Source organism: Campylobacter sp. FU_520 (genome assembly GCF_025772385.1).
Classification (GTDB): domain Bacteria; phylum Campylobacterota; class Campylobacteria; order Campylobacterales; family Campylobacteraceae; genus Campylobacter_D; species Campylobacter_D lari_C.
This window is the reverse complement of sequence record NZ_JAKMRZ010000011.1, coordinates 1-18,130: the sequence shown is the minus strand read 5'-3', so window position 1 is coordinate 18,130 and position 18,130 is coordinate 1. Positions and strand designations below refer to the sequence as shown.

Below are 18,130 nucleotides of genomic sequence, written 5' to 3'. Positions count from 1 at the left end.
AAGGAAAAAAATGAAAAAATCTCTAGCTCTTTTAACTCTTGCTAGCTCTTTATTTGCTGCAAGTAATGAAGAAATTATTAATTTTTTTAAGAAAAATCCAAATTTATCAAATGCAAATATTAGTGTTTCTAGTAGAGAAAAAATTCCCGATACTAACTTTGAAGCTGTGATAGTTAATTTTGAAATTAGTGGTAAAAATTTCCAAGAAATCGTTTTTACTCAAGATAATATCATCACAACCGAAGTAATTGATGTAAAAAAAGGTGAGTTTTATTCTCAAGTTTATCAAGCAAAACTCATGGAAAAACAACAAGCTGAATTTTCAAAAAAAGCTCTAGTGGAACTTAAAAAAGAAAAAATGTTTGTTTCTTTAGGCGATAAAAACAAACCTTTACTTTATGTATTTAGCGATCCTGAATGTCCATATTGTAGAATGCATTTAGATAAGATAGAAGAAACACTAAAAACTCATCAGGTTAAATTTATCTTAACCCCTATCCATGATACAAGCGCATTTGAAAAATCTGCATTAATTTATAAAGAAAGTAAAAATGCTAAAGATGATGCACAAAAAATTGCTATCATGAAAAAATACTATGATAAAAATTTAAAAGATTATAAAAAACCTAGTGAAGCTGAAGTTAAAGCGGTAAGAGAAACTTTTGCAAAATACTCTAAACTTGGTCTTCGTGCCGTACCAACGATAATCGATGCTCAAAAATAATCTTTTCTTGCTTGTGCTTGCACTATTTTTAAGTGCTTGTACAGGCCCTATGCAAACTTTTATCCAAACAAACAATGAGGGTATTTTCCTACATGCTAATAAAAATCAAAGTTTTTCTTTGCACATCAACAACCCTTCAAAACTAAACACAAATTTAGAAGCCAAACTTACTCAAAAATTACAAAATTTGGGATTGGTTTTAGATAATACTCAAAGTGATTATAAAATTTATATCAATATAATAGATTTTAAAAAATTTTCTTATGCACAAAGACTAATTGCTTCTAATGCGAGATTTTTTTATAATGACTTTGATAAAATAGATGATGTTTTTGAAATGGAAGTAGAAAATTACTATCTTTTGCAAGTTAATTTACAAATTAGCTCCAAAAACTCTACTCAAAGCACCTCGCTTTTAGCAAGAACTGCTTATCTTGGCAATATAGATAGAGCCAAAGAATCTTTAGAAGAAAAAATTGCTAATCAAATAACAAGCTTTTTTTATATGCATTAAAGATGGCATTTAAGCCATCTTTTTAAATATAACCATGATCAATCATCGCATCAGCTACTTTTTTAAAGCCTGCTATGTTTGAACCTACTACTAAATTTCCTTCATGATTATAAGCTTTTGCACACTCGTATGAATTTTCAAAAATATTTTTCATAATCTTATGCAATTTTGCATCAACTTCCTCAAAGCTCCATTGACACATACTTGCATTTTGTTGCATTTCAAGTTGAGAAGTCGCTACACCACCTGCATTTGCAGCTTTAGCTGGAGCAAATAAAAAGTCTTTTTGATTTAACATAAAATCAATCGCTTCAAGTGTACTTGGCATATTAGCTCCCTCTGCTACCATGCGACAACCATTGTGATATAAGGTTTTAATATCTTCTAAATTTAACTCATTTTGCGTAGCACTTGGAAAAGCTATATCACAAGGTATACTCCATACCCCATTACAACCTTGTTTATACGCGCTTTTTGGAGTAAAAACAGCACCTTTTTTAAGCGCTACATAATCACTCACTCTAGCTCTTTTTACTTCTTTAATTTCTTTTAATAAATCTAAATCTATTCCATCTTTATCATAAACAAATCCATCACTATCACTTATTGTGATTGCTTTTGCGCCAAGTTGGTGTAATTTTTCTATGGTATAAATCGCCACATTTCCACTACCTGAGACTGCGCACTCTTTTCCTTCTAATGCATTGTTGTATTTTGCTAGCATTTCTTGGGTAAAATACACGCAACCATATCCTGTTGCTTCTGTTCTTGCTAAACTTCCACCCCATGGAATTTTCTTTCCCGTTAAAGTTCCATCAAAATTAGAGCTAATTTTCTTATAAGCTCCAAACATATATCCAATTTCCCTAGCACCAACCCCTATATCACCCGCTGGCACATCAGTGCTTGCACCTATAATTTTTGAAAGCTCAGCCATAAAAGCTTGACAAAAACGCATAATTTCTGCTTCGCTTTTACCTTTAGGATCAAAATTTGCTCCACCTTTAGCACCACCTATCATCAAACCTGTTAAAGAATTTTTAAAAATTTGCTCAAAACCTAAAAATTTCAAAACATCTAAATTCACACTAGGATGAAATCTAATCCCACCTTTATAAGGACCTAAACTAGAATTAAACTGCACTCTATAGCCAAAATGTGTTTGAGCTTTACCCGCATCATTGATATATACAACTCTAAATATAGTTGTTTTTTCAGGCATTACAATACGCTCTAATATCGCATGATCTTGATAAGTTTTATTAGATTCAAGTAAAGGCTCTAAAGAATTTAATACCTCAGTTGCTGCTTGAAAAAAGATAGGCTGTCTTGGGGAAATTGTTTGAATTTTTTCTAAAGTTTCGTTGATATATTGTTTAGCCATACTCATAAATTGTCCTTTTTATAGTATCTTGCTGCTTGTTTTAGCTAAAAATTTTTTTAGCGCCATTTGCTCCTTTGTTCCTATTTTGTAGTAAATTAGCTTTAAGTATGCACTAATTTCCTTTTGAGAAAGATTTCTTGATTTAGAATAATCTAGCAAAATATATTGTGGAATGAAAATTTTACTTTTTGTGAAATTTTTCATCATTTTTTTATAAATAGAAAAATTTTTAACACAAGAAAAACGTGCAAAAACAAAAGGTAATTTTGTCTTTTCATACCATAATTCACACAAATCAATATAATCTTTTGGATTTTGCAAATAAAGTTTTAAAGCCTTATCACCGATGATAACCTCCCCTTTTTGCTTTAAAACTTTTGCAAGAGCATTAGAAGTTGCAGAGCTTGCATCTTCTTTGCTTTGAGAATGTTTTTTCACTAAAACGCTTTTTACCTTTTTGCTTGCGCAAATTCCCACATTTAAGGTTTTGTATTTTTTTCTACGACTTTCAATACTTGAAATAATCGCTGCGTCAATACGTCTAAAATACAAATGGCGATTTAGTTTACTAGGAACCCCTTTTTTGTATTCTGTAGTTTGCTTAACATAGCTAGGAAAAGCTGCTTTTTTAAGATAGATATGCAAAGGGAGTAAATTAAGATAATCTATCTTTCCAAAAACCATCTTAGCCTTTCTATGATTAAGTATTAGTATCCTATAAAAAAATATCTTAAATATAAATTAATTTAATTAAAAATATAATCAATACTAAAATTTATATCAAAATTTAACATTTATTGTAAAAAATTATTTTATTACTTGATTTTATTAAATTAAAAATTAGAAATTAAAAAGTCAAATTGAAAGATTGAAAATAAAAATTAAGTTTTATTCAAAAAAATATTTTAAATAAAACTTAATCTATAAAAACTATTGTAAGCTTACTAGATATTTTTGATAGTCAAATTCTTTTACCAAAGCCACTCCATCTTCAACCGCAGCTTTTGCCACAGCAGCACTAACTACAGCTTTTACCCTACTATCAAATGGTTTTGGTATAACATAATCTCTACCAAAGCTAAGCTCTTCTACTCCATAAGCTTGTTTTACCTCATCGGTTACCTCAAGCTTAGCTAAATCAGCCAAAGCTTTAGCGGCAGCTACTTTCATATTTTCAGTGATTTTAGTCGCTTTTACGTCTAAAGCTCCTCTAAAAATAAAAGGAAAACCTAAAACATTGTTAATTTGATTTGGATAATCACTTCTACCTGTTCCAACTATAGCATCATTTCTAACCCTTTTAACATCTTCAGGCATTACTTCAGGCACAGGATTAGCTAGTGCAAAAATCACAGGATCTTTAGCCATACTTAAAATCATCTCATCATCTAAAATCTTAGGCGCACTTAAACCCAAAAACACATCAGCACCTTTTAAAGCCTCTCTTAAAGTGCTATCTTTGGTATCGCTCACAAATTCTAGTTTGTATTTATTTAAATCATCTCTTTGAGTATTAATCACACCTTTACTATCTACTAAAACGATATTTTTAACCCCTAAATTTCTATACATTCTAGCACTTGCAATACCCGCTGCACCCGCACCACTTACTACTACTTTAATATCTTCAAATTTTTTACCACTAATTTCCATAGCATTCATTAATCCTGCTGTAGAAATGATTGCTGTACCGTGTTGATCATCATGCATTACAGGAATTCCAAGATCTTGCAAAGCAGCTTCTATTTCAAAGCATTTTGGTGCTGAAATATCTTCTAAATTAATTCCTCCAAAAGTAGGTGCTATAGCTTTACAAAAGGTAACAATCTCATCTACACTATGAGCATTAATTTCCAAATCATAAGCATTAACATTAGCAAATTTTTTAAACAAACAAGCCTTTCCTTCCATCACGGGTTTACTTGCACTTGCTCCTATATTGCCAAGTCCCAAAACTGCACTACCATCACTTACTATGGCAACTAAATTTGCTTTATTAGTGTATTTATAAGCTAAGGTTTCATCTTTTGCTATCTCAACACAAGGTTCAGCAACCCCTGGAGAATAAGCTAAAGACAAATCATGCGCACTATCCATAGGCTTTCTCGCAATAATATCTACTTTACCACCTAGGTGGTATTCTAAAGCCTCTTCTTTTAAATTCATTATTTCCCCTTCATGTAAGTTAGTAAATTTTCTATTCTAAGCTTAGCTTTTTGCACTCCTAAAAATTCTAATACTTCAAATATACTAGGACTTACCGAGCTTCCAGTGAGTGCAATGCGTATAGCTTGAGCTAGATCTTTTAACTTAAGATTATTTTCTTCTAAGAATTGATTGGTTAATTCTTCAAATTCACAAGCATTTTTTTGCTCATTTAAAACCATAGCGTATTTTTCCAAATAAGTTAAATTTGTTACATTAAGAAATTTATCTACAGCCTTTTGATCGTATTCTTTTGGGTCATTTAGTAACACTTTGGCCCCGCTAATGATATCATGCAAGGTTTTAGCTCTCTCTCTTAACATATCTAGCAAAAAGTCCGCTTTTTCATACTGACTTAAATCAAAACCTAAATCTTTTAATTGTCTATTGATTTCTTCAAAAGATAAAGTTTTAATATAATGAGCATTAAGCCATTCTAGCTTTTTAAAATTATAGCAAGAAGCACTTTTATTAATATGATTTGGATCAAAAAGCTCTTGCATACTTTCTAAAGAAAAAATTTCATCATCACCATGACTCCAACCAAGACGCACTAAGAAATTTAGCAGGGCTTGAGGTAAAATCCCCATATTTTTATACTCCATCACATCAGTTGCCCCATGACGTTTAGAAAGTTTTTTACCATCTTCACCGTGTATCATAGCCACATGATAAAATTTAGGAATTTTAAAGCCTAGTGCCTCATAAAGAACGATTTGTTTTGGGGTATTTGATAAATGATCATCCCCTCTTATAACATCACTCACACCCATTAGCGCATCATCAATTACAACGGTTAAATTGTAAATTGGGCTACCATCGCTTCTTGCAATTACAAAATCATCTAAAATATCTTCAGCCTTAAAACTAACCTCGCCTTTAATACCATCTATAAATTTAATCTCTCCACTTTGTGGCGCTTTAATACGTACCACAGGCTCAATACCACTTGGAGGAGTTCCTTTAAAATCTCTATATCTACCATCATATTTTGGGCGCTCTTTAGCTGCTTCTTGCTTAGCTCTTAACTCATCAAGCTCTTCTTTGCTCATATAACAATAATAAGCCTTACCCTCATCTAGTAATTTTTGAATGTATTTTTTATAAATATCAAATCTTTGAGATTGATACTCAATCGTCCCATCATAATCAAGCCCACACCATTTAAATGCTTCTATAATAGCTTGTGTAGCTTCTTTTGAATTTCTTTTTAAATCCGTATCTTCAATACGCAATAAAAATTTACCCTTATTTTTTCTCGCATAAAGATAATTATATAAAGCCGTTCTAAGACCCCCTATGTGCAAATATCCTGTTGGGGAAGGAGCAAAACGCGTTGTGATTTCTTGCATATTTTTACCTTTTTTAAATTTTTATTGTTATAATGCTATATTTACACTTAAATAAAGGTTTTATATGAGAAAATTTTTAATATCTTGTTGTTTTACTGCAAATATTTTATATGCTCAAACTCTTGGTGGTGTGGCAATGGTAGTAGAAAATCAACCTATCACTCTTTATGATATAGAACAAACCATGAAAGAACTAAAAACTAATGACAAGCAAAAGGCTATAGCATTTTTAGTAGATGATAAGGTTCAACAAAGCGAAGCTAAAAAACTAGGGATTTATATAAGTACTTTTGAACTCAATGAAAAATTAGCACAAATAGCAAAAGGCAATAAAACCGATATCAATGGTTTGCAAACAAAAATAGAAAAAGATGGTTTAAGTTTTGAAGTTTTTAAAAATAAGGTTAGAAAAGATCTTGAAAGAGAAAAACTTTATAGGAGTATAATGCAAAATGCGAAAATCAACATTGATGATCAAGCGTTAAAGCATTTTTATGAAAGCAATCTTGATAAATTTAGCACTTTTTCAAATATAGACTTAGTTGTTTATAATTCTACTAATCCTGAGCTTTTACAGCAACTTGCACAAAATCCTATGTATAAAAATTCTCAAATCAAGTCAAAAGCCATTAGTTTAAATGCGGCTAGTATAGATCCAAGATTACTTGCTTTGTTAAATAATACCAAAATAGGAGAATTTACTCCAGTATTAAATGGTGAAAATGCCTATATAGTATATTTTGTAAAAGAAAAATATGGTAAAAACCCTATCGAATTTGACTTAATCAAAGATCAAGTTAGCAATGTCTATACTCTAACCCAAAGAGAACAAGCCTTAAAAAATCATCTTGATAAAATAAGAGCAAACGCTCATATAGAAGAATTAAGATAGGTTAAACCTATCTTAAATTAATGTCTTGAAAGATAATTTGTATCATAATTATTATTAATAAAATCTGCATTATCCATCATCGCTAAATGAAAATCTTTAGTTGTTTTAATCCCACCTACAATAAGCTCTTGCAAGGCTATTTTCATTTTAGCTATAGCTGTGTTTCTATCTTCTCCCCATACAACTAATTTTCCAATCATAGAATCATAATAAGGAGGTACACTATAATCTTGATAGCAATGGCTTTCCATTCTTACATTGCGTCCTGCTGGAGCTACGTATTTTGTGATTTTACCTGGGCAAGGCAAGAAAGTTTTAGAATCTTCTGCAGTGATTCTACATTCTATAGAATGACCTTTAAGTTTAATTTCTTCTTGTTTTGGTAAAGGATACCCTTCTGCTACTTTAATCATAAGCTCAATAATATCCACCCCGCTTACCATCTCACTCACACAATGCTCAACCTGCAAGCGCGTATTCATTTCAATAAAATAAAAATCTAAATTTTTATCCACTAAAAATTCAAAAGTCCCCGCACCTTCATAATCAATAGCCTTAGCAGCTTTAACTGCTGTTTCATGAAGTCTTGCTCTTGTTTTTTCATCTAGCAAAATTGCAGGAGATTCTTCTATAAGCTTTTGATGGCGTCTTTGCATAGAGCAATCTCTCTCACCCAAATGGATCACATTACCAAAGCTATCTCCTATGATCTGCACTTCTATATGACGTGGGTTTTGGATATATTTTTCCATATACATAGTGCCATCGCCAAAAGCACTCATAGCTTCACTTTCTGCTGACCAATAAGCTTTTTCCAAATCTTTTTCATCTTCAACTACACGCATACCACGGCCACCACCGCCTGCTGCTGCTTTTAAAATCACAGGATAGCCTATTTCTTTAGCAAGCTTTTTAGCCGCCTCAACCCCACCTAAAGCCCCATCACTTCCTGGGATTACAGGTACACCTGCTCTTTGCATTACTTGTTTAGCTTTGCTTTTATCACTCATTAGTGCCATAGCAGCGACTGAAGGGCCTATAAATTTAATATTATGTTTTGCACAAATTTCAACAAAATTTTGATTTTCACTTAAAAATCCATACCCTGGAAAAATCGCATCCGCTTCGCTAATTTCAGCCGCACTAATAATAGCTGGGATATTTAAATAACTTTCTGAACTTCTAGCATTCCCTATACAAATACTCGCATCAGCATATTTTAAATACAAAGCATCTTTATCTGCGGTAGAATACACACACATTGCTTTTTTTCCCATTTCTTTTACAGTTCTTAAAGCTCTTAATGCAATTTCTCCACGATTTGCTATTAAAACTTTTTTAATTTCCATTTTATAATTTCTCCACCACAAATAAAGGCATACCAAATTCTACAGGCTGACCATCTGCAACTAAGACTTCTACTATTCTACAATCATATTCAGCTTCGATTTCATTCATGATTTTCATCGCTTCAATAATTGCTATAGTGCTTCCTTTTTTAATAGTTTGTCCTGCTTTAGCAAAAGGTGCTGCACCCGGGCTTGGAGCTTGATAAAAAGTACCCACCATAGGGCTATTGATAGTTGGCTTATTAGAAGAGTTTGAGCTTGCTTTGGTTTCATTAACTACATTTACATTAATTGGTTGTGGAGTTGGAGCAACAGGAGTTGGAGCTGGTAATTCACAACACATATCTCTTTCTAGTTCTATTTCAAATCCATCTTGTTCTTTTATTTTAATCTTGCTTATATTTGCTTCTGCAAAAAGTTGCATTAATTCTTTGATTTCTTCTTTTGTCATATATTCTCCTTATTTATAAGACTTAATTTATAATTATATATAAAAATACTAAAAATAACTTCAATTATTTATTTTTTACTTTTATTTTAAGATATAATTTAAAAATTCACTTTAATTATAAAGGACAAAAATGGGCTTAAAAGCAGATAATTGGATCAAAAAAATGGCATTAGAACACAATATGATAGAGCCATTTTGTGAAGCAAATATAGGTAAAGGCATAGTTAGTTATGGGCTTTCAAGCTATGGATATGATATAAGAGTTGGAAGAGAATTTAAGATTTTTACTAATGTAAATTCCACTGTTGTAGATCCTAAAAATTTTGTAGAGGAAAATGTAGTAGATTTTGTAGGTGATGTATGTATAGTACCTGCAAATTCTTTCGCACTTGCAAGAACAGTTGAGTATTTTAAAATGCCAAATGATGTTTTGGCTATTTGTCTTGGCAAAAGCACTTATGCAAGATGTGGTATCATAGTAAATGTAACTCCTTTTGAACCAGGTTTTGAAGGACATATCACTATAGAAATTTCAAACACAACCCCACTACCTGCTAAAATTTATGCTAATGAGGGTATAGCTCAAGTTTTATTTTTACAAGGAGATGAACCTTGTGATGTAACATATGCTGATAAAAAAGGCAAATATCAAGCTCAAACAGGTATAACTTTACCAAGAATTTTAAAATAATTTTATTTTCAGTCGATATAAAGACTTAGTCAAGTAATAGGAAAATAAATATGTTTAATGGAAAAAGCATTTTAATCACCGGTGGCACAGGAAGTTTTGGAAAAACTTATACTAAAACTTTACTTCAAAAATACAAACCTAAAAAAATCATCATCTATTCACGCGATGAACTCAAGCAATTTGAAATGGCAAGAAAATTTAATGATAATTGCATGCGTTATTTTATAGGCGATGTAAGAGATAAAGAAAGACTGAGCATAGCAATGAAAGATGTTGACTTTGTTATCCATGCAGCTGCTATGAAACATGTACCAATTGCAGAATATAATCCAATGGAATGCATAAAAACTAATATCCATGGAGCACAAAATGTAATCGATGCGTGTTTGGAAAATAATGTAGAAAAATGTATCGCTCTTTCAACCGATAAAGCATGCAATCCTATTAATTTATACGGAGCTACAAAGCTTGCAAGTGATAAGCTTTTTGTAGCAGCAAATAACATCGCAGGAAATTCTCATACCAAATTTAGCGTTACAAGATATGGAAATGTAGTAGGCTCAAGAGGCTCTGTTATACCATTTTTTAAAAAACTAATCAATGAAGGCGCTAAAGAGCTTCCTATCACAGATGAGAGAATGACAAGATTTTGGATATCTTTAGAAGATGGGGTTAATTTCGTGCTGAATAATTTTGCTTATATGCATGGAGGGGAAATTTTCGTACCAAAAATTCCTTCTATGAAAATCGTTGATTTAGCTAAAACTATGGCTCCTAATTTAGCTCATAAAATCATAGGTATAAGAGCAGGTGAAAAACTACATGAAATTATGATTTCAAGTGATGATAGTCATTTAACTTATGAATTTGAAAATTATTATGCCATCAGCCCAAGTATCCAATTTAATAATATTAATGTTGATTTTAGTATAAATGCAAAAGGACAAAAAGGTAAAAAAGTTTCTAATGGCTTTTCTTATAGCTCAGATAATAATCCATCATGGATTAGCCAAGAAGAGCTTTTAAATATAATAAATCATACAGAGCTTGAAAAATGATAACTTATTCTCATCAAAATATCGACGAACAAGACATACAAGTAGTTTGTGAGGCTTTAAAAGATGATTTTTTAACCGGTGGAAAAAAGGTTGAAGAATTTGAACAAGCCCTTTGTGAATATGTGGGTGTAAAATATGCTTGCGCGCTAAATTCAGCTACTTCTGCTTTACACCTTGCGTATTTATCTTTAAATGTAAAAGATAAAATTGTCTTAACAACCCCTATTACCTTTGCTGCAACTGCAAATGCAGCTTTAATGGCAGGTGCTAGGGTTGAATTTATAGATGTAAAAAGCGATGGAAATATTGATGAGAAAAAACTTGCTTTAAGACTGAGCCAAGATAGCTCTAATATAGGAGCAATTTGCGTGGTTGATTTTGCGGGAAATAGTGTAGAAATGGATGAAATCTTAGCCTTAGCTAAACAATATAATATCCCACTAATTGATGATGCAAGTCATGCCCTAGGTGCTATTTATAAAAATCAAAAAGTAGGTTCTATGGGAGATTTGAGCATATTTTCCTTTCATCCGGTTAAACCTATCACAACCTTTGAGGGTGGTGCGGTTGTTAGCAATAATGAGGAATTAATCTCAAAAATCAAGCTTTTAAGAAGTCATGGCATAATCAAAAAAAGACTTTGGGATAGTGATATGATTGAACTAGGCTATAATTATCGCTTAAGTGATGTAGCTTGTGCTTTGGGTATAAATCAACTTAAAAAACTTGATAATATGCTAGAAAAAAGAGAAATCATCACAAGTTTTTATGATAAAGAATTTGAAAAAAATCCTTATTTTAGCACTATAAAAATCAAAGATTATAAAAAAAGCTCGAGACATTTATACCCTATTTTGCTTTTTCCTGAGTTTTATTGCCAAAAAGAGATTATTTTTGAAAAATTATTAAATTTAGACATAGGTGTACAAGTACATTATAAGCCTACTTATGAGTTTAGTTATTATAAAAACTTATATGGAAATTTATTCTTAGAAAATGCGGATAATTTTTATAAAGCTGAACTTAGCATACCTGCTCATCAAGAAATGAGCTTAAAAGAAGCACGATTTGTTAAAGATAGTTTATTTAAGATTTTAGAAGAAACTAAAAAGGCTTGTTGTGAGTAAAAGTATGTATGAGCTAGCCTGTGAACTTTTTCCTATATGTAGAAGTATTACCGGGAAAGGCTTTAGACAAAGCTTGAAAATACTTGATGAAGCTATGGGGGGGGGTATATTAAAAATTCACTCTATAGCAAGTGGGAGTAAAGTGTTTGATTGGGAAGTACCTGCTGAATGGGAGATAAACGATGCTTATATCATCACTCCAGATGGAGAAAAAATTTGTGATTTTAAGCAAAACAATCTTCATGTGTTAAACTATAGCACAGGCATAGACACAGAGCTTGATCTAGCAAGCTTACAAGAGCATCTTTACTCCATAGAAGATTATCCTGATGCCATACCTTATGTGACAAGCTATTATAAAAGACGTTGGGGTTTTTGTATAAAACATGAAGATAGGGTTAAACTAAAAGAAGGAAAATATAAAGTTTTCATTAATGCAAAACACCATGAAAATGGGGTTTTAAACTATGCTGATTTACTCATACCTAGCACGCAAAAAACAAAAGATGAAATTTTAATTTCCACTTACCTTTGTCATCCATCTATGGCAAATAACGAGCTAAGTGGCCCTGTGGTAGCTGCGTTTTTAGCTAAATGGCTTTTGAGACTAAAAGAGAGAAAATATAATTATCGTTTTGTTTTTGCTCCTGAAACTATAGGGAGTATAGTTTATCTTAGTAAACATTTAAAGCACTTACAAAAACATACCAAAGCAGGTTTTGTACTCTCTTGCATAGGCGATGATAATGCTTACTCACTCATTCACACTCCAAGTGAAAATACCCTAGCAGATAAAGTAGCCTTACATACTTTAAAGGATAAAAATAATTTTAAAGAATTTAGCTTTTTATACAGAGGTAGCAATGAAAGACAATTTTGCTCTCCTTTAGTAAATTTACCCGTAGTTTGTATATGTAGGACTAGATTTGGTGATTATAAAGAATACCATACTAGCAAAGATGATTTAAATTTTATTTCACAAACAAGCTTAGAAAATAGTCTTCAAGCCTTAAAAGAGATCATTGCAAATTTAGAAGTTAATAAAATTTATCAAAATACTGTATTTTGCGAACCAAATTTAGGCAAAAGGGGATTATATCACACCATTAATAAAAAAGCCAAAAAACCTATATCTGCTAACTTTTTAGCATATTGTGATGGTAAAAACGATGTTTTAGATATAGCTTCAAAACTAAACATACAAGCTTATGAATTAAAAGATCTAGTAGAAAAATTAAAATTCCATGGACTAATAAAATGAAATATTTCTTAGAACACAATGATAAAAAATACTCTAATGTAAATTTAATAGAAGCTTTTAAAAAACTTAGTATTAAAAAGGGTGATATTTTGTGTGTGCATACTGAACTTTTTAATTTTGGTGCACCCTTGCTTCCCAGAAATGAATTTTTACAAACTATATTAGATTGTTTTTTTGAAGTCATAGGCAAAGAAGGTACTTTAATCATGCCTACATTTACTTATAGTTTTTGCAAAAATGAAGTTTATGATAAATTAAATTCTCCTACAAAAATGGGCGCTTTAAATGAATATTTTCGCAAACAAGCAGGAGTAAAACGCACCAATGATCCTATATTTTCCTTTGCTATAAAAGGAGCCAAAGAAGAATTGTTTTTAAAAGACACTACAAGTTGTTTTGGAGAAAATTGTGTGTATGATGTTTTAATAAAAGAAAATGGGAAATTTCTTACTTTTGGTGGCATTGGACACACCATAACCCACCATATTGAGGAAAAACATCAAGTAGATTACAGATATTTTAAAAAATTTCAGGGTTTTATTCTTGATAAAAATGGAGAAAAAACAAAAAAAGAAATCTTATATTTTGTTAGAGATTTAAACAAGCACTCTATTCCTAATATTAAAAATATTATTAAAATAGCTTTATCATCTTTTAAAAGCGATATGATAAAATTTGCCAATGATAACATAAGTATTTTTATTGCTCAAGAATATGAAAATGCCATAATAAGAGCCTTAAACATGAATAAAAATGCACTTATTCTAAAGGATAGTTAAAAAATGGAAAATAAATTTTATGAAATTTTAGAAAATATACTAGAAGTAAAAGTTGATGAAAATTCAAATTTAAGCATGCAAAATTGTAAAAATTGGACTTCTTTAAATCATATTGATATAATCATGAGCTTAGAAGAAGAATTTGAAATCAAATTTAGCAAAGATGAATTAAGTCAGCTAAAATCACAAAATGAACTTTTGCAAGCTATCAAATCAAAGGTAAAAAATGAAAAATATTAAAAACTTATTTGAGTTAATAGCTATAAAAAATCCAATTCACGCAAAATATTTAAATAAAATCAGTCTAACAAATGAAGATGAAATAGAATTTGAAAATCTCATTTCATATTATCTTCAAAACAATATTTCTTTACAAGAGCAGTGCGAATGCTATTTAACTATACTTAATGACACTTTAGAAGAAACAAAATATTTCATAGAAAATAACTCATATAGATATAAAAGTTTTGAAGAAGTAAAAGATAAAGTCTATTTTAATGAAACTTATATGAAAAAATACATGATAGGGCTTGCGCTTTCATCTTATATTTGGATTGCTCATATAAAAGTTAGAAAGTATTTTGAAAATTATCTTCAATCAAAAAGCAAACATGATAATTATTTTGAAATAGGCCCAGGACATGGAGAATTTTTTACTAAAGCTGTTAAAAGTTTGAAATTTGATTATTATTTAGGTTTAGATTTATCCCCTACTAGTTGCGAATTGACAAAAAATATGGTGGAAAATCAAGTTAAAAATTTAATTAATAATTGTGAATTTTTATGTAAAGATTTTTTTCAATTTCAATTTCACAAAAAAGCTGATTTAATAGTAATTGGAGAAGTTTTAGAACATGTTGAACAGCCTTTAGAATTTTTAAAAAGAGCAAAAGACTTATTAAGCAATGAAGGTGAAATTTTCGCAACCATACCTATCAACGCACCTGCGATTGATCATATATACTTATTTACACATCCAAATGAAATTTTTGAAATGGCAAAAAAAGCAGATTTAAAAATAAAACAATATGAATGTTTTATGGCAAATGACTATTCTTTAGAAAAAGCTTTGAAATTTAAAAATGCTATAACTATGGCTGTGGTATTTGAAAAATGAATTTAAATTTACCAATCCACCATATAGGTGTAGCATGTAAATCTTTAGAAAAAGAAAGAAAAATATTTGAAAAGCTAGGTTTTGTTAAAGAAGCTGAATTTATAGACGAACAACAAGGGGTAAAAGGAGAATTTATCATTCCAAAAAATAACTTATTCCCCCAATATCGCTTTGAACTTTTGTCAAATTTAAATGAAAAAGGCGTTTTAGATAACTATTTGAAAAATAAAACTAAAATGTATCATATAGCTTATGAAAGTAAAAATATAGAGCAAGATTTATCTTTGCTTTTAAATGATGGTTTGTTAGTCGTTGACATAATGAAAGCAAGTTATTTTGCAAAACTTTGCTTTGTGATGATGAGTAATAATTTATTAATAGAATTAGTAGAGCTAAAATGAATCTTTTTTTACCAAATTTAAAAAGAAATGATCTCATAAAACTTAGCAAGGAAAATCATCATAAAAAAATTACTATTAATGTTTTTAGAAATCACTCTTTTGAAGTGATTTCAAGCATACTAAATGCATTTTTAGCCTTTAGTAAATTAAAGGCTGAATTTAACATAAGCTCTTATGATGATAGTTTAAGTTATGATAATTTTCAAAAAGCAGATTTAAACATCATATTTATAGATTTAAACAATTATAAAAAAAATGTAGATGATTTTATCAAAGAAAAAATACAAGAACTATCAAGCATTAGCAACGCTCCTATCATCACACTTTTACTTGGCAATACAAGCTTAAAAAAATATAGTATTTGCAAAATACTAAAGCCCTTTTTAGATGAAAATCTCATCATAGATGATAGTAATTTTGAAATAAATGCAAGCAGACTTAGTAATAAAGCTTGTATAAAATTAGCCCAAATTCTAGGACTAAAAATCCTACCTAGCCTTTTACAACCAACTTTAAAAACAATCATCATAGATCTTGATAATACCTTATACCAAGGAATTTTAGGCGAAGATGGTATTGAAAATCTTGCTTTATCTAGCAATCATAAAGCCTTACAAAGTGAGCTTTTAAATTTAAAAAATCAAGGTTTTTTACTCGCCATTGCTTCAAAAAATGAAGAAGAAGATGTAAAAAAACTTTTTTCACAAAGAAAAGACTTTTTATTACAACTTGATGATTTTAGTATGATCAAGGCTAATTGGAAAAGTAAAGATGAAAATATTAAAGAAATTGTAAATTTTTTTAATATAGCTTTTGATAGTGTGCTGTTTATTGATGATAATATAGCCGAAATTGAAAATGTATCACACCTTCATATTAACACCTTACTAGCTGATGAAAATAGTGCTTATAGTTTAAAGCTCTATCCTAGACTTTTAAAAACAAGCTTTAGCAAAGAAGATGAGTTAAGAAGTGCTGATATTAAAGCAAATTTACAAAGACAAGAACTTAGCAAGCTTAGCCCTAAAGAGTATTTTGAAAAATTACAGATTTGTTTGAAATTTCATATCAACAACGCAGATGAACTTGAAAGAATTTCACAACTACTTAATAAAACTAATCAATTTATATCAAATTACTCAAGATTAAGCTTAAAAGAGTGCAAAGAATTTATGCAAAAACATGCTATTTTGACTATAAGTATGAGTGATAAATTAAGCGATAGTGGTATTATAGCAATTTTTGTAGCTTATGAAGATGAAACAAATTTAATCATAAAAGATCTTTGCATAAGTTGTAGAGCCTTAGGAAGAAAGCTTGAAAAAATTATGCTTTATAAAGCTATAGAATTATTACACCTGCATTTTAATACAAAAGAATGTATTTTATACTTTCAAAAGGGTGAAAGAAATATGCCATTTTTAGAATTTTTATATAGTTTAAATGCAGATATAAAAGAAAATTTTGCTCTAATCCAAAAAAAAATGATAAATTACGAAGGACTTATAATTGAAAGCTAGTTTTAATAAAGCCAAAATAGCAGGCATAAGCATTTGCGTGCCTAATAAATGCATAAATATAGATGATTGCTTAGAAGATGTTTTTCAAAATGATGTCAAAATGCTAAAAAGAATGAAAAAAATTTCAGGCATACAAGAAAGATTTATCGCTGATGAAAATATTAGCACAACAGATTTAGCCTATGAAGCAAGTATAAATTTATTTAAAATGCTTGATTTTGATAGAAATGAGCTTGATATGGTGATTTTTGTTACACAAACTCCTGATTTTTTTATGCCATCATGTGCAAACTATCTTCACAAACGATTAAATTTAAAACCTCAAACCATAGCTTTTGATGTAAATCAAGCGTGTTCGGGGTATTTATATGGCTTATTTATAGCTTTTTCTTTTTTAGAAAATCAAAATGCAAAAAATATTTTATTAATTTGTGGTGATACTTTAAGCAAAACCATAAACCCTTTGAATGCAAATTTAGCTCCAATCTTTGGCGATGGAGTAAGTGCAACACTCATAAACTGTGCAAATGAAAAATCGTTTTTTAAGCTTTATTCCAATGGAGAAGGTTTTGATAAACTCATCATACCTAATAGAGCTTTTGCCAAACTTGATGAGAGTAAAAGCTCCAATAAAGAAATATTTCAAACTAATGAGCATAGAAACCTAGACAATCTTTACATGGATGGGACTGAAATTTTTAACCAAGCACTTAATCTTGAGAGCCAAAGCATAAAAGAAATGCTTGATTTTTGTGAAAAAAGTAAAGATGAAGTGGATTATTTTTTATTACATCAATCCAATCAATTTTTAGTTGATTCTATTATAAATGACTTGGGTATTCATAGCTCTAAGGCACCAAATTTTTTGATGTCAAAATATGCTAATTTGAGCGCTTGCTCTTTACCTGCTTTACTTTGTGAAATACAAAAAAATGATTTTAGTGCCATTTTAAGTGCTTTTGGTGCTGGATATGCCTGGGGGAGTGCTTATATAAATTTTGATAAAAACTTTAAAACCGATACAATTTCAATTTATAAAGGAGAAAAAAATGACTAAAGAAGAATTACTAGAAGCTATTAGCGAAGCTATGCATATGGATGAAACACTAAAAGAAGATATGATTTTAGATGATATTGATGAATGGGATAGCTTGGCTTTTGTATCTATCATGGTATTATTTAAAAACTCACTTGGCAAGCAAATTAGCGGTGATGATCTTAAAAAATGTGAAAAAGTAAGCGATCTTTTAGCTTTAGCTGGTGTTTAAACAAATATTTGTTTAAACCCTTTCCACACTTAAAACA

Annotated in this window: 20 protein-coding genes; 14 read left to right on the top strand and 6 right to left on the bottom strand. The window is 30.1% G+C overall.

The window, feature by feature from the left end; all coding sequences use genetic code 11:
- Nucleotides 1-10 precede the first annotated feature (10 nt).
- Together L8W55_RS05365 and L8W55_RS05360 are read left to right on the top strand one after the other, a co-directional pair.
- Nucleotides 11-724, top strand: coding sequence for a thioredoxin fold domain-containing protein (locus L8W55_RS05365; protein ID WP_039642184.1), 714 nt, complete (start codon nt 11-13; stop codon nt 722-724).
- On the top strand, nt 711-1,238 hold the full coding sequence (locus L8W55_RS05360; RefSeq protein WP_263677696.1) for a hypothetical protein: 528 nt from the start codon (nt 711-713) through the stop codon (nt 1,236-1,238). Before L8W55_RS05365 ends, L8W55_RS05360 begins: the two co-directional genes overlap by 14 nt.
- Nucleotides 1,239-1,260: 22 nt before the next feature.
- On the opposite strand, the gene gdhA is transcribed toward L8W55_RS05360, so the two are convergent.
- From gdhA to gltX, 4 genes are all read right to left on the bottom strand, one after another.
- A complete protein-coding gene (gene gdhA, locus L8W55_RS05355; RefSeq protein ID WP_263677695.1) occupies nt 1,261-2,628 on the bottom strand; it encodes an NADP-specific glutamate dehydrogenase in 1,368 nt (455 codons plus the stop codon).
- 12 nt (nt 2,629-2,640) lie between these two features.
- Nucleotides 2,641-3,306, bottom strand: a complete 666-nt coding sequence (locus L8W55_RS05350; protein ID WP_263677693.1) for an MqnA/MqnD/SBP family protein — start codon at nt 3,304-3,306, stop codon at nt 2,641-2,643.
- A 246-nt stretch (nt 3,307-3,552) separates the two neighbouring features.
- Nucleotides 3,553-4,788, bottom strand: a complete 1,236-nt coding sequence (locus tag L8W55_RS05345; protein ID WP_263677692.1) for a malic enzyme-like NAD(P)-binding protein — start codon at nt 4,786-4,788, stop codon at nt 3,553-3,555.
- Entirely contained in the window at nt 4,788-6,179 is a 1,392-nt protein-coding gene (gene gltX, locus L8W55_RS05340; protein ID WP_263677691.1) for a glutamate--tRNA ligase, read from the bottom strand. Before gltX ends, L8W55_RS05345 begins: the two co-directional genes overlap by 1 nt.
- A gap of 64 nt (nt 6,180-6,243) precedes the next feature.
- On the opposite strand from gltX, the gene L8W55_RS05335 reads away from it, so the two are divergent.
- On the top strand, nt 6,244-7,071 hold the full coding sequence (locus L8W55_RS05335; RefSeq protein WP_047208583.1) for a peptidylprolyl isomerase: 828 nt from the start codon (nt 6,244-6,246) through the stop codon (nt 7,069-7,071).
- 17 nt (nt 7,072-7,088) lie between these two features.
- On the opposite strand, the gene L8W55_RS05330 is transcribed toward L8W55_RS05335, so the two are convergent.
- Entirely contained in the window at nt 7,089-8,420 is a 1,332-nt protein-coding gene (locus L8W55_RS05330; RefSeq protein ID WP_263677690.1) for an acetyl-CoA carboxylase biotin carboxylase subunit, read from the bottom strand.
- A gap of 1 nt (nt 8,421) precedes the next feature.
- Nucleotides 8,422-8,871 carry an acetyl-CoA carboxylase biotin carboxyl carrier protein gene (accB, locus tag L8W55_RS05325; protein ID WP_263677688.1) on the bottom strand — a complete coding sequence of 150 codons (450 nt, stop codon included), beginning with the start codon at nt 8,869-8,871 and terminating at the stop codon, nt 8,422-8,424.
- Between the two features lie 130 nt (nt 8,872-9,001).
- Between accB and dcd the strand changes: the two genes are divergently transcribed.
- From dcd to L8W55_RS05270, 11 genes are read left to right on the top strand one after another with little or no spacing between them, the layout of a single operon-like run.
- On the top strand, nt 9,002-9,562 hold the full coding sequence (gene dcd / locus L8W55_RS05320) for a dCTP deaminase (RefSeq protein ID WP_012661997.1): 561 nt from the start codon (nt 9,002-9,004) through the stop codon (nt 9,560-9,562).
- Nucleotides 9,563-9,612: 50 nt separating this feature from the next.
- Complete coding sequence (gene pseB / locus L8W55_RS05315; RefSeq protein ID WP_263677686.1) at nt 9,613-10,620, top strand: UDP-N-acetylglucosamine 4,6-dehydratase (inverting); 1,008 nt, start codon at nt 9,613-9,615, stop codon at nt 10,618-10,620.
- Entirely contained in the window at nt 10,617-11,747 is a 1,131-nt protein-coding gene (pseC, locus tag L8W55_RS05310; RefSeq protein ID WP_263677684.1) for a UDP-4-amino-4,6-dideoxy-N-acetyl-beta-L-altrosamine transaminase, read from the top strand. The genes pseB and pseC overlap by 4 nt, the downstream gene beginning before the upstream one ends.
- A gap of 4 nt (nt 11,748-11,751) precedes the next feature.
- Nucleotides 11,752-13,008, top strand: a complete 1,257-nt coding sequence (locus L8W55_RS05305) for a DUF4910 domain-containing protein (protein ID WP_263677742.1) — start codon at nt 11,752-11,754, stop codon at nt 13,006-13,008.
- The gene (locus tag L8W55_RS05300; RefSeq protein WP_263677682.1) at nt 13,005-13,787 is read left to right on the top strand and encodes an AAC(3) family N-acetyltransferase; all 783 of its coding nucleotides are present in this window, start codon (nt 13,005-13,007) and stop codon (nt 13,785-13,787) included. The genes L8W55_RS05305 and L8W55_RS05300 overlap by 4 nt, the downstream gene beginning before the upstream one ends.
- 3 nt (nt 13,788-13,790) lie before the next feature.
- A complete protein-coding gene (locus tag L8W55_RS05295; protein WP_220566911.1) occupies nt 13,791-14,027 on the top strand; it encodes an acyl carrier protein in 237 nt (78 codons plus the stop codon).
- On the top strand, nt 14,014-14,904 hold the full coding sequence (locus L8W55_RS05290) for a class I SAM-dependent methyltransferase (protein ID WP_214100215.1): 891 nt from the start codon (nt 14,014-14,016) through the stop codon (nt 14,902-14,904). The genes L8W55_RS05295 and L8W55_RS05290 overlap by 14 nt, the downstream gene beginning before the upstream one ends.
- Complete coding sequence (locus L8W55_RS05285) at nt 14,901-15,305, top strand: VOC family protein (RefSeq protein ID WP_263677680.1); 405 nt, start codon at nt 14,901-14,903, stop codon at nt 15,303-15,305. Before L8W55_RS05290 ends, L8W55_RS05285 begins: the two co-directional genes overlap by 4 nt.
- Entirely contained in the window at nt 15,302-16,825 is a 1,524-nt protein-coding gene (locus L8W55_RS05280) for an HAD-IIIC family phosphatase (protein ID WP_263677679.1), read from the top strand. The genes L8W55_RS05285 and L8W55_RS05280 overlap by 4 nt, the downstream gene beginning before the upstream one ends.
- Nucleotides 16,815-17,882 (top strand): beta-ketoacyl-ACP synthase III, encoded by a 1,068-nt coding sequence (locus L8W55_RS05275; protein WP_263677678.1) that lies wholly within the window; start codon nt 16,815-16,817, stop codon nt 17,880-17,882. Before L8W55_RS05280 ends, L8W55_RS05275 begins: the two co-directional genes overlap by 11 nt.
- Nucleotides 17,875-18,093, top strand: coding sequence for an acyl carrier protein (locus L8W55_RS05270; RefSeq protein WP_214100219.1), 219 nt, complete (start codon nt 17,875-17,877; stop codon nt 18,091-18,093). The genes L8W55_RS05275 and L8W55_RS05270 overlap by 8 nt, the downstream gene beginning before the upstream one ends.
- Nucleotides 18,094-18,130 lie beyond the last annotated feature (37 nt).